We start from the raw sequence: 13,064 nt of genomic DNA on the forward strand, positions 1-13,064 counted from the left end.
TCGCGATATCACTGCAAAATGGGTCACGCTGCCAAACTGGGCACGGATTCGCAACCAATTGGCCATTCGCTTTGACGGACGCTTTCCGGGGTAATGGGGCGAAATACACAATCTACTTGACAGTCCCCTTGGGCAAGGCCAAACAAGTCCATCCATTGTTGTGGTTCGTCGCCGTAGCCTTCTTGGTTTACTTCCTATTGCCGTTGATCGAGGCGAAGATTTAGGTTCCCCTCACCCCCTAGCCCCCTCATCCCGCACGCGGGAGAGGGGGAAAATCACCTGTTGTTTGCAACTAACCTGCTACATTCTTGCTGCATTTCTGCTCTATACTGCTCTAGCTCCTTGCTATACTCGATATATCTCGTTCTCGTCAACGAGTCACTAGGCAAGGAGTCGCGCTCGAAGCGCTCTGCTAGAGGAGTCACATTGTGGAACGTCGTTTTCGACCAAAACTACTATTCGTATCTTTATTGGGATTAGGCTTGTTTGGCTTGTTGCCCCAACAACCAAGTCGGGCATCCAGTCCAGTCCAGTCCAGTCCAGTCCAGTCCAGTCCAGTCCAGTCCAGTCCAGTCCAGTCCAGTCCAGTCCAGTCCAGTCCAGTCCAATTCAACCCCTATCCAACCCCAATGGCTGAACCAATTCTTGAGCCAGTTCAGGGGATGACGGCTATTCCGGTCAGTACCGATGCGATCCTGCCAGAAGATCTGGATCAACCCTACAGCATTGTTGGCGAATATAGTGGGCAAACCTATATCTTTCTCCACACGCTGGATGCCCAATTGAATGTAGGCACTGATTGGTTTGATAGCAATCAGCAGCCCATTTCCTATACAACCTTCTTAGAACAAGAACGCGCTGCCTATTGGGCCAGTTATGGTAATTTTGATGAAACCTTGGTCACTGAACTCGCCTTGAAGCAAGCCAACGATTATGTACCTGTTATGCTCTGGCTCAGTGATGAAACCGCCAATAAACAATCGGTCATCACCACCCTCAATAGCCTGACGAGTCAACCCTATCAATTTACCCAAGGGCAGGTTGCACCAACCTTGTATTCCGCGCTGCGCAAAGCCGATCTCCAAGCCTTGCAATGGCAACCAAGTATTGATCGCATCTATCCCTCGCGCTCATTTGACCCACAGCCCGAGCCGTTAGACATTAATGCGATCCAGTCACCATTGATTCATAGCGCTCTGCAAACTGAATACATTCCAGCATTCTGGCAAGATGAGAACTATGGAGGAGGCCAGAAATTAGCACTAATTGAACCAGGCAAAGTCCGCCCCTTATATGTTGATGTTGTTGCCAGCCAAGCCTCATGTACGAATTATCCTTTTGACCCGCATGCGACAGCCGTTGCCAATGTGATGGCCAGCAGTGGTGCGCTCCTTGGAGTTGCTTCATCTGCCAAGATTATCTCTAGTTGTATTAGTGGTGATGGGCAATTAGAGGAGGCCTTGCATTGGGCCGATACACAAGGTGCAGATGTTACCAATATCAGCCTTGCCCTAGAAGGTTCTTCCCAATTAGGCGGGCCAGATCGGGTTGTTGATTACTTTACCCGCAGTCGTCATCGACTAGCCGTGGTTGCATCAGGAAATGAAGGCGGGTTTGTTGCCACACCCGCTAAAGCATGGAATGCCTTATCGGTTGGTGGCTTTGAGGATATGAACACCATCAAATGGTCGGGCGATGAAATGCTCGATGTTTTTTCATCAGATAGGAGCCACCATGTTGTTTCCGCATGGCAGAATCCATCGAATCAAGCAGGAGCGTGGGAAAAACCTGAGGTAATAGCAGTAGGCCTCTTAGAAATGTACGGGGATGGGGCAAATAATACTGAAATCGCATCGTGGGCAGGCACAAGTGTCGCTACTCCGCAAGTAGTTGGATTAGTTGGGTTACTTTTGAATGTTGCGCCCGACTTAGTAAGCTGGCCCGAGGCCATGAAGGCGATCGTTATGGCTTCATCGGTTCATAATCTTGTTGGACCTCTCTCAATTACGCCCAATGCAGGCGACTTGCGCGATGGAGCAGGGGCAATTGTGGGATCTTTAGCCCGCGATATTGCCAGCAGTCGTAGTTTGAGCAATTGGACGAGTTGTAACTTTTCATGTTGGGGGGCGATCGAACTAACTGACGAACAATTTCCAGTAGGCACAACCACTGGGGGTAAAATCTGGGCCGCCGCAGGCGAACGGGTGCGGGTGGTAGTCGCTTGGCCTGCCCGCGCAACGGCATATTATCATTTTGGAATGGAAACAAATTTAAATTTATCGATCCTAAGTCCAAGTAACCAGCTGGTGACAAGTTCAAATCGCGTTAATAGTAGCTTTGAGATGGTTGATTTCATCGCACCTGTCAGCGGCAGTTATTCGATTAATGTAGTCAACGTGGCCAGCCCAGAAACCGAGCATCGGATCGGGATCGCGGCGCTTGTTTATAATCAAAGCTTGTTACTCGAAATTGACAACAACCTTTTTATCCCCATCGCCCAAGCTAATTAACAATGGAGCAATCGATCATGCGAACGATTTTCACGCTACTACTACTCATATTGCTAGCTGGATGTAGCAGCCAACAGTCAGTTCAAGTCTTACCATTTACAAGGCTTGCTGACCTTGATGATAGGCATCCAGCCTTGGATGATTATCCCCCCGCAGGGGCAGTCTTAAATCTCCGTTTCACCCAAACGACTGGCCAGCAAACCCGCTTGCTTGAAGAACTCCCGAAATATAAAGAGCCTTTCGTCAATCGTGAAGCAATTCAAGCTGTGGATATGCAGACCACCATTATTTTGAGCGTCTTTACTTCAGCGTATGGCCATAGCGGGTATTGGGTCAAAATTAACGAAGTTCAACGCGATCAACAAACCCTAACCGTCGTCGTGGAGTATCATCCACCAAGCCAAGGCCAATTCTTAACTCAAGCAGGTCCAGTGATGTCGATCAGCAGCATTGCAATTGATCGGGCATTGCTGCCGCCAACCGATAGCCTAGTGACGATTCGGGTTGTCGATCAACACCAAACCGAGTGGATTCAGCAGGTCTATGAGTTAAAGCCATATATCGAATAAACATAAAAAAGCCCCTCTCCCGCCGCAGTGGGAGAGGGGTTGGGGTAAGGGAACTTAGCCTGCGGCGTTGACCGTGGCCTTGTCGCCAGTTTCAATCAGATAGACGCTGCCTTTGTGGGCTTTGGCGCGTTTCTTGACATCGGCGGCCAAATCGCCAAACTCGGCAAAGTGGGTAATCTGGTGGTTGAGGCTCGAAACTACCCCGATCGAAATGCTCACAAACGGAAATTGCTTGGGATTGCCCTCGCGGTCGTTTTGGCGAATAAAGCCGCGTTGGCGCGATTCAATGTCGTAATACAATGGTGCAAGCTGATCAAACTCGCGAATAATCGATTCGCAAATCGCCACAACATTATCGGGATGGGCTAGAAATACAAAATCATCGCCGCCAATGTGGCCGACAAAATCGCCAGCCGCCCCCGACCGTTCTACCGCTCCGGTGATAATCCGCGCAGTTTGGTGGATAATCGCATCGCCTTTGAGAAAGCCATATTGATCGTTGTAGGCTTTGAAGTGGTCAAGGTCGCAGTAACCAACCACAAACGGCTGCTTGCGATCAAGCCGAGCAGCAATCGCTCGTTCGATCGCCCGATTACCAGGCAGCATCGTCGATGGGTTGGCGTTGCCTTCGACTTCGCGGCGACGCAGCGAAGCACTGATTCGCGCTAGCAATTCGTTCCAATCGAAGGGCTTGGTAATATAATCGTCTGCGCCCAGCTGAAAGCCACGCACTTTTTCTTCGGGCTTGCCCAGTGCCGACACCAACATCAACGGCGTAGTAGCGGTTTGAGTGCGTTCGCGCAACTGGCGCAACACTGTCCAGCCATCAATATCGGGCAACATCAAATCGAGCATAATCAGATCGAAGGGCTGGCGCATGGCTAGGCGCAAGCCTTCTTCGCCGCTGGTCGTGACCGTGATCGAATAACCAGCGTTGGATAAGCCTTGGCTGACCACTTGCTGAATCTCTTGATCATCTTCGATCACCAAAAGCTCGGCGATGGTTTTCTTGCGACTTTTGATCACCAATTCGCTAACCATGATCGGCAAACGATCTAAGGCTTCGTCTTTGCGAATAATTTGCAGGCGTGGGTCAAGCTCTAGTTTTTCGGTTTGCTTGGCCTCTAAACCTGTATAAATGATAATTGGAATATGCTTGGTTTCAGGGTCTTCGCCCAATACAAAGGCCACTTGCTCGCCATTGAGATGCGGCAACATCAGGTCGAGAATAATCGCCACTGGTTGATAAGCCCGCGCCAAATCTAAGCCAGCCATACCATCGGGAGCGGTCACCACGTTATAGCCCGATTGGGTTAAACGAGCGGAAACCACCGCGCGATAGGTCTGCGAATCTTCGATCAGCAACACGCATGGTTTGCTGGTGTCGATATCGGGGGGATATTTGGGCAAGGCTAAATTGGGCTTTTCGGTAGGCGTTTGAACTGGATGCTGTGGGCGCTGGGCCAGCACCTCGTCAGGAATAATCACCTGAATGCCGGTTGGGTGATCAAACATATATTCTTGCAGCACATCAATCGCGCTGCCCAAGCGGGTAGCCGAGCGATTGAGCAAGCCCATCACCTCAGCAATTTGGGCCGAGTTGGCATTACTTTCAGCTAAATAACGCTCAAGCAACGCCAACCCCGCGTTCAATGTGGTGAGGGGTGTTGCAAAGCGGTGAACAAAACGAGAACGGCGTTCGTAGCTATCCATACAGGTATCTCCAGATGCCTCGCGCTTAGGGACGTTGTCGCTCAACCGAGCCGGAAGGGCGATCGCCTTGGTCTTCCATCAGCGCCAACTGACGGGCCACTTCTTCCACCGCCACCCGTTGTTTTCGATAAAAATCCGATTCGCTCATTGCGAGCTTATCTATAATCTCGCGTATCCGTAAGCCTTTGAGAAAGCGTAATTCTAAAATATTGTAAATCATCCATTCGGGAGCCGTTGGATCAAGTTGATCTTCAGGCCGAATGTTTTCGATCGCTTGGCGCAACACGCCTTGCAAAGCCCGCGTTGGGCTGCCACCCTGCGTATCGAGCAATTGGCGTACTGTGCGCAAATCGAGCAATGGGCTATCGCTCAGTTTTGGGCCACCCCAATAATGTGAAAGTGCATCCTTGACCAGCTGTGGAAACTCAGGATGCAAGGCCACATCAGCCATCGCATCGGCCATTCCGGTAGCTGGTGTTTCGATTTCACTGGTTAATTGTAACAGCGAAGCGCTTTGTGGGGCTAGCCCACGCAACGAGCTAAATAGATTTTGCTGCAATTGCATATGGGTCAGCGCCAATTCCATTTGATGCGCCAAGGTTGCAATCAACTGGCGCGTGGGGATGGTCAGTTGTTCTGGCCGACAACCAATCCCAATTGCACCCAATAATTCCTGCTGGCTATTGTACAGTGGCAATAAACAAAAGCCATCGCGAATGCTAAAATCCTCAACTTCGGGAATACGATCGTTACTGAAAGCCAAGTGGGGCAAATTTTGCAATAGCTCGTTGATATTATGAACATTCAAAAATTGCTTGATGGTGCGGCGCGGGCCACACGACGCTTGGACGGTAAAATGCTCATCATTGGGAGCCAGCACAAAGCCTGATTCAACCCGCAACGAGCCACAAACTGCCACCAAGGTATTTTCGAGCAATTGGCGTAAATCTTGGCGAGTGAAGGCTCGCTCCTCGAAGCGTCGCATCCAGCGTACTTCATCACTATCTTGGCGATAAATCAGGGTATCGACGGTTGGTCGAATTCGCCCAATAAAAATTGGCATCATCACCGTCATCAACATCACCCCAAAAATCGTGATTGTTGCCCGGGGCAAACCTGTAGCGGCACTGATCGGCTCAACCAATTGCAAACAAATAATCAAGGCTACGCCAACGAATGGCCCATATAATACATAACGTAAGAAATTATACTTAACCAAACGATCTGGCACAATCACCCCATGGAAAGCCACGCTATAGGTCATGAGGGTCATCATTACTCCCACGCCGGTGGTGCTTGCGCCTAGTAGCATCAACGAAAGCCAAGATGGCACGCCCTTAGTATTGGCGGCGATAATCAAATAGGGAAATACACCCAGAAATGGAGCTAAAAAAGAAGTACTTAAATACCATAAGCGCCGCCGATTGGCTGGGGTAATCGAGCGTCGATGGGCTTGGCGAATGCACCAAACCCCAAGCAAACACACGGTGATGAAATAGCTAATGAAGAACCAAAACAATGGCCCTTTGCCAAAACCAACATACGGCTGACTTGGCACATCAATCACCAAAATGTTACTCGTCAGTGCGACCAGCCAAAAGCCAACGCTAAATGTATAGAATAAAGGTAACAGCACTCGCGTCCACATACGTGGATCACCCGTGCTACGAAGCAGAGATTCGGCAAAATGGTAATAGGCCGCAGGCACAAGGCTAATACCTGCCCATTGAATGCGCCAAAGCACATGGCGAGTAGCTTCGGTTTGCGCTTGACGTTGGAGAATTGCGCCCCCAAGCACAATCATCAAGCCAACAATCAGCAAAGAAAACGAACGAGCTACCCCATTGCGCCAATTGTGCAGCGCAATATAGGCAAATAATGAAAACCCTACGACCACAATTGCTGCCAGCGTTAGGTCATTGGCTGCAAGCAAAAAATTAGTCCACGAAAACGCCGCCACCATACCTAAAGTTCCTAGCGATTGAGAATGTAGTCTGCGAATGTGGCCGCAGCAGTGCCGCCACCTGAATTATAGCATGGCGCGTCTAGGTGATTCTAAAGGGCTAATTTGAGCGCCGCCGACCATGCTACAATCCCCGCCACCAAACCTACGCCTAAAAGGATGTTTCGGTTGCGGGCTGAGGTGAGCGTATTTGATTGCATTACGCTAAAACAGCCAAAGCTTATTCCGCCGCCCAGCAGCATCAAACCTGTCCATAAATCGCCAAAAATCGTCAATAGCAGCCCAGCCAAACCTAAAATTGCCGCCAAAATTAACAATAATTTCGAGCCAACCAATTGGCCTGGTACACCGTTAGGGTTATCATAGGGTGTGAGTGGCATAATTATGCTCCTCCATGCAACAAGCACGGGGTAAGCCGTGCCTGCTGTGCGATTAATTAAGTTGGTTCTGCATTAAGCTTGCCAAGCAATCCGCAGTTGATTCTGTTCGTCGTAAGAATAGTGGGCGAAAAATGGTGGATCATGTGGTTGCATGCTCAGCACTTTGGGCAATAGAATCGCCAAATCATCAACGAGATCGCTAGTTGGTAATTGCGCAGCCGAGTGCCATTCTAATGCGCCTTCGACGCTTGACACAATGTTTTGGTTGCTGGCCTCGGCAGTCCACACCGCCATCACAATTCCTACATCAGCGCCGCTATCGATATGCACAATGCCAGCCAAACGCGGTTGCGCCACGGTCAAGCCAGTTTCTTCGTGGACTTCACGCAAGGTTGCGCTGAGAAAATCCTCGTTGCGTTCGATATGGCCGCCCACGCCATTTAAGCGATTGGGCCAAACGCGTTTGGTTGGTGCGCCGCGCAACAGTAACACTTGGCGTTCGGCTCCGCTGCCAAAGATCACAAAACATAGCGTGCGTGGAATTGTCTGCCAACGATGCAGATTGTTGTTAATGCCCTGATCTTCGCGCCCCATAGTGTTTACCTACCTCGGTATTGCCCCAGTGCCACGCACTTTGGCTAAGCCCATCACGGCTTCTGCTAAATTCGCGTCGAGTTTATAGGCTTTTTCGTAGGCTTGCAAGGCATCGTTGTTCTTCTTGAGATCAAGGAAGGCCTGGCCTTTGCCACACCACGATTGGGCATCGCGTGGGTTGACCTTCAAAGCTTGATCGAAATAGTACAAGGCTTGCTTGGCTTGGTTTAATTCCAACGAGGCATAGCCCATACTGCGCCAGGTAATCGGATCATTCGGGTCGAGCTTGGAAGCGTATTCGTAGGCTTGAAAGGCCTCTTTGGGCAAGGCCAAGGCACTATAGACGCGACCACGACCTAGCCAAGCCCGCCGCTCTTTTTTATCCAAGTTTAAGGCTGCATCATAATCTTCCAAGGCTTCGCGCAATTGATACAGATATTCGTGCGATTCGCCAGCAAGCCAGTGCAAGCGCACTTCTTCATCGCGACTTGGGTGCAAAGTCAAGGCATGCTCATAGCTTTTAAGCGCATCGTTGTAGGCCAACAAAGCGACTTGGGACATGCCCAAATTGAGCCAATAGGTTGCACGACCGCTTTCAAGCTCGGTTGCTTGGCGAAAACACTTGACCGCCGCACTATATTCGTGCAGCGACATATGCACAATCCCCTTGGCGTTCAAATCGGCGGCTTGGGTTTCGAGGCTGATTGAAACCGTTGGTCGGGCTAATTCTTCGCCAAGGTGATATTTGCGCAGCCATTGCAAATCGTGTTCTAGCTCATCGAACGATTGATAGCGATCGTTGGCTTTTTTGGCCAAACAGCGCAAAATCACATGATCACAGCCGCGCCGCAAATCAGGCCGAACTTCCGAGGGCGTTGGCGGTGGCACATTACAATGCAGATGGGTCAATTCAGCCACAGTCGGTGCTTTGAAGGGCAAATCGCCGATCATCATCTCATACAGCATCACGCCCATGGCATAAATATCGCTGGTTGTGCCCAGCGGCGTGCCTGGTGCACGTTGTTCTGGCGACATATAGGGCTGCGAGCCGCCAAACAAATCGCTGGCGTGGGTCACAATTTTGGATTCATTATGCTGCGAATCGTGGCCCCAACGGACTTTGGTTGAAACACTTGCACCTTGAGCCAAGCCAAAATCGGTGACTTTGGCGATGCCTTCGGGCGTAACCATCACATTATCGGGCTTGAGATCGCGGTGAATCAAATTACAACGATCGTAGGCATATTGCATGCCCCAACAAATTTGGATGGCAAAATCGACAATGTGCTTGAAGCGCAAACGGCCACGGCGCATCATCTCGCGCAGCGAAACCCCTGGCACAAACTCCATAACGATATGCGGACGGCCTGCGATGGTCACAATTCTGGTTGCTTCGACAATATTTGGGTGCGAACCGAGCCGCATCCAAACTTCGGCCTCACGGGTAAAATTAGCAATTGCGCTATCGACCCATGTAAATTTGGCTTGAAACGTTTTCATCGCCACGGTTTGCTCCGAACGCAAATCGCGGGCGATGTAGACTAAGCCCATAAACCCTTTGCGCACATTGCGCACCAAATAGCGTTGGTCGATAATATCGCCAACCTTAAACTCAACGCCCTTTAAATTATCGGCATCATCAGAGCGCGAGAGGAGCTTATCGAGAATGGCCACTGCTCACCTCATTGATTGTGATTGGATTGATGGTCGCCGACTGAGGGTGAACGTTGATCACGGAGAATCGCTGCTGGCTGATTGCTCAAGGCATCAAGCACCCGCTCACGATGTTTTGGCAGAAAATGCTCGGTTGGTAGCTGATCGGGCGCAAACCACTGATGTTCCGATGATTCCTCAGTTATTTGCAACTCGCCGCCAAGCACATGACATTCGAAGGTTAGCACCACCTCATGCTTTTGGGGTTTGGAATAGACCCCAACCAGCCGAGTTACCGCAACTTCTAGGCCTGTTTCTTCGCGCACCTCACGAATAATGCCTTCGCTGACACTTTCGTGGGCTTCAACACCACCACCTGGCAAATTCCACCAGCCGCTCTCAGCCCGTCGTGAAAGCAACACTGCGCCATTGGAACTAAAAATAATGGCAAATGCCGCAACCCGATGGCTCGGTGGATGGATCTTGGTCATCGTTGACGCTCCTAAAAACGAATAATGAATAATAGTCGTCGCAGACCAAAGCAATATAAAACCCAATGTCGTAAACATTGGCTTAACACTATCATAACGTGGTGATCAAGAGGGGCAATTTAGGCCTTTGGTTGTTGATCCAAACTTTTGGCTAATAACATGCCTTGTAGTAGGATTGTCGCATCGGCTGCACGGCGTTGGCGGCTCAATGCTTGAATCGATTCTAACAAGGCGGCATTAGCATCATTTTGCGCTTGTACAATCGGCACAACAAAATCACGGGTGGCCAAGCGTAATAGGCCGTTGCGAATCGCCCCCAACCACCGTTGCCGTGCTGGAATCGGCGCTGGTTCGACCTTCACTTTAGCACGAAGTTGGCGTTCAATCCATTGTAATTCGGTTTCGCCACCATCGGCGGTCTCATCAGGAAAAATATCCAGTTCGCTGATAACTGGCTGTGATTCATGGTTTAAAAAGGCCGATTGATAGGCCAAATAGGCAATTTTCAGGGCTTGAATTTCATCGTCGCTAGCACAAGCCCGAATATGGCCCATCTCGGCAGGCAGCCATGTGCGCATCAGCCAAGTATTGTTGAAGTATTTAAAAAGGTAGCGCAGCCGATTAAAATGATACAGTTGTAAATAGACAGCGCTGCGATGGCCCACGCTGGAGCCTTCGATATGCGTTGCAACTGCCCGTGGCGTGTACAGTACATCAAGGCTGGCGCGACGTAGGCGAGTGCAAAAATCAACTTCTTCGTAATAGGCCGGGTAAAATTGCTCATCAAGGCCATCGAGCACATCCCAAGTGCTACGCCGACAAGCAAAAGCTGCACCAGTTACATAATCGACAGTTTCAAGCGCATTGTATTGGCCATGATCATGCTCGCCAACCCCTCGATGATGGCCCAAGCCCCAAGGCAAGCGTAAAACTCCGCCTGCATGTTGAATTGTTGTGCCATCGCGATACAATAATTTGCCGCCAACCGCGCCAACGCTCGGCCAACGCTCCAACGGCGCGACCAGATGCTCAAGCCAGTCGGGCTGCACTATCAAATCGGGGTTGGCCAACACAATATATTCAGCGGAGGTCAATCTAGCGCCTTGGTTGCAGCCGCCTGCAAAGCCCAAATTGGCTCCGGTTTGCACAAAGCGCACTTGAGGAAATTGATGTTTGACGATCTTGGCCGTTGCATCACGCGAGGCATTGTCAACCACCACCAATTCGCTGGGCGCAGGATCAAGCGCCAACAACGAGTTGAGGCAATCGCCAATATAGCGAGCGTGGTTGTAGGTCACAACAATAATTGCAGCATCAATCGTCACAGAAGCAACCTCATCGCTTTGAATACGTTGGTAGCAGGCTGGTTTGCCAGGTTTGCACAGCGCCAGCCGCTTGCAGTTGTTGTTGAACATGGCTGGCACGTTCAGCCGGAACCAGTGCTAGCATAATTCCACCCCAGCCAGCCCCCGACATTTTGGCTCCCCACGCCCCAGCCGCCAAAGCCGTTTGCACCAAATAATCAAGTTTTTCGGCTGAAACGCCCAGCATTTGCAGTAGTTGGTGATTTTGGCTCAGCAAGTGGCCAAATAGTTCGGCATCATTGCCTGCTAAGGCCACTTGAATCTGGCGTACCAAATTGCCAACCGCCACAAATTGGCGATTATATGGCTCTGGAGCAGCCAACCAGCGCTGGCGTAAATCGCCAACCACGGCTTTGGTTTCGCTGGCAATGCCGCTATCAGCCACCACAAAATGCCATTGATCGCCGACTGCTAACGGCGCAATCAGCGGTTCGCCTTGGGTCTGGCGTTGAAACAAGATTGGTTGTTCGTAGGCTACAACGGTGTTATCAATGCCTGAGGGAGTACCATGAAAGGCTTTTTCGCTCTGATAAACCAGATCTGAAATAACTTGCGCCGAAAGTTGTTGGCCTGCCTGTTCGGCCAAAGCGCGTACTAAAGCTGCGCCAACCGCTGCCCCGCTGCCCATCCCGCTAGCAATCGGAATACTAGAACTAATGGTCAAGCGTAAATCTGGTTCTGGCAATTGTAAATAATCTAAGGTACGTTGGGCCAAATCGCTGAGCGGTGCAGTGGCCCGCAAACGCCAAACCAAGCCTAAATCTGGCGCATGCACAGTCATGCCCGCGCCGCGTGGGGCTAGTTCGGCGGCGACGCTAGCACGTAAGGCGGCAATCGGCATCGCCAAAGCTGGCTGACCATAAACCACGGCATGTTCGCCAGCTAAAATAAGTTTTCCAGGCGCACTATTCATTGCACATATTATAGATCGAATATCTTAATATGCTGTGTGGCTTATGGTTTGCAAATAGTAAGGCTTGCCCTCACCCCGTCCCCTCGCCCACTGCGGCGGGCGAGGGGCATTCCACCTCTTCAGATACGGTGGTTCCCCCTCGCCTCGCTCGGCGGGAGAGGGGGTTAGGGGGTGAGGGCAGTCATTTAATCCCAGAGCAAATAACGCCCAGTTTGATAGATCATGCCCACTGCGGTCAACACGACTGCCGCATACCACGGAATATCAAGCAGCATCATACCAACAACCAACACCACAAATAAAATTGAATAGCCAATAATCCAATTCCGCATGCGCTTGGACATACCCATAACTCCTACACACAACAATACTTGCTTTAACTCAATGCTGTGCAAGCAACAGCTCCACGTTTGTGGGCACGAATGTGGCGCATAGTACTCACAACTGGCGGAGAAAGCAAACGCGGGCTTGCTCTGGGCCAGCATGATTAAGCACAACTGGCACACCCTCGGCCTCGCCATCGCCCAGCTCTAGCTCAAAACCCATCCGTCGATGAAACGCAATTGAGCGTTGATTGACAGGTGCAGTGATTGCGCGAACTGTACGACATTGATTGCTAATGGCCAGTGTAAAGAATTTTTCATACAGTTGCTGGGCTAAACCGGTGCGGCGTAGTTCGGGCGCAACTCCAACCATGTGAATATAGGCCTCAGCTTTGGCTTGATCGATCAGCCCAATCAAAAATCCAACGAGTTTGCCATCCTGCTCAATCACAAAACTGCTAGCGCTAAAATAATGGCACATCCAACGTTGCAACAAGCTGCTCAGCGATCGCTCCCACCAGTCATCAATCACCGCTTGAATTGGTAAGAAATCGGCTTCGTTCATGGCTCGCATGCTTATTCCTTTCGCTA

12 protein-coding genes are annotated in these 13,064 nt (G+C 50.6%); 2 read left to right on the forward strand and 10 right to left on the reverse strand.

Annotated elements, in window-relative coordinates; all coding sequences use genetic code 11:
* Positions 1-428: 428 nt before the first annotated feature.
* Both ABEB26_RS21510 and ABEB26_RS21515 read left to right on the forward strand, forming a co-directional pair.
* Positions 429-2,510 (forward strand): S8 family serine peptidase, encoded by a 2,082-nt coding sequence (locus ABEB26_RS21510; protein ID WP_345724140.1) that lies wholly within the window; start codon positions 429-431, stop codon positions 2,508-2,510.
* Positions 2,511-2,527: 17 nt separating this feature from the next.
* Complete coding sequence (locus ABEB26_RS21515) at positions 2,528-3,079, forward strand: hypothetical protein (RefSeq protein WP_345724141.1); 552 nt, start codon at positions 2,528-2,530, stop codon at positions 3,077-3,079.
* A 54-nt stretch (positions 3,080-3,133) separates the two neighbouring features.
* On the opposite strand, the gene ABEB26_RS21520 is transcribed toward ABEB26_RS21515, so the two are convergent.
* The 10 genes from ABEB26_RS21520 to ABEB26_RS21565 form a co-directional block, all read right to left on the reverse strand.
* Entirely contained in the window at positions 3,134-4,792 is a 1,659-nt protein-coding gene (locus ABEB26_RS21520; protein WP_345724142.1) for a response regulator, read from the reverse strand.
* A 25-nt stretch (positions 4,793-4,817) separates the two neighbouring features.
* Positions 4,818-6,755 (reverse strand): histidine kinase N-terminal 7TM domain-containing protein, encoded by a 1,938-nt coding sequence (locus tag ABEB26_RS21525; protein ID WP_345724143.1) that lies wholly within the window; start codon positions 6,753-6,755, stop codon positions 4,818-4,820.
* Between the two features lie 92 nt (positions 6,756-6,847).
* Complete coding sequence (locus ABEB26_RS21530; RefSeq protein ID WP_345724144.1) at positions 6,848-7,135, reverse strand: hypothetical protein; 288 nt, start codon at positions 7,133-7,135, stop codon at positions 6,848-6,850.
* Positions 7,136-7,207: 72 nt separating this feature from the next.
* Entirely contained in the window at positions 7,208-7,729 is a 522-nt protein-coding gene (locus ABEB26_RS21535; protein WP_345724145.1) for an NUDIX hydrolase, read from the reverse strand.
* A gap of 9 nt (positions 7,730-7,738) precedes the next feature.
* Complete coding sequence (locus ABEB26_RS21540) at positions 7,739-9,403, reverse strand: protein kinase domain-containing protein (protein WP_345724146.1); 1,665 nt, start codon at positions 9,401-9,403, stop codon at positions 7,739-7,741.
* An 8-nt stretch (positions 9,404-9,411) separates the two neighbouring features.
* Positions 9,412-9,873, reverse strand: coding sequence for an NUDIX hydrolase (locus tag ABEB26_RS21545; RefSeq protein ID WP_345724147.1), 462 nt, complete (start codon positions 9,871-9,873; stop codon positions 9,412-9,414).
* 119 nt (positions 9,874-9,992) lie between these two features.
* A complete protein-coding gene (locus ABEB26_RS21550; RefSeq protein WP_345724148.1) occupies positions 9,993-11,198 on the reverse strand; it encodes a glycosyltransferase family 2 protein in 1,206 nt (401 codons plus the stop codon).
* 10 nt (positions 11,199-11,208) lie between these two features.
* Entirely contained in the window at positions 11,209-12,150 is a 942-nt protein-coding gene (mvk, locus tag ABEB26_RS21555) for a mevalonate kinase (protein ID WP_345724149.1), read from the reverse strand.
* Positions 12,151-12,335: 185 nt separating this feature from the next.
* Positions 12,336-12,494, reverse strand: a complete 159-nt coding sequence (locus ABEB26_RS21560) for a hypothetical protein (protein WP_287044932.1) — start codon at positions 12,492-12,494, stop codon at positions 12,336-12,338.
* Between the two features lie 94 nt (positions 12,495-12,588).
* Positions 12,589-13,047 (reverse strand): GNAT family N-acetyltransferase, encoded by a 459-nt coding sequence (locus ABEB26_RS21565; RefSeq protein WP_345724150.1) that lies wholly within the window; start codon positions 13,045-13,047, stop codon positions 12,589-12,591.
* Positions 13,048-13,064: the final 17 nt, after the last annotated feature.

Origin of the sequence: Herpetosiphon gulosus (genome assembly GCF_039545135.1) — a bacterium.
GTDB classification, from domain to species: Bacteria; Chloroflexota; Chloroflexia; order Chloroflexales; family Herpetosiphonaceae; genus Herpetosiphon; species Herpetosiphon gulosus.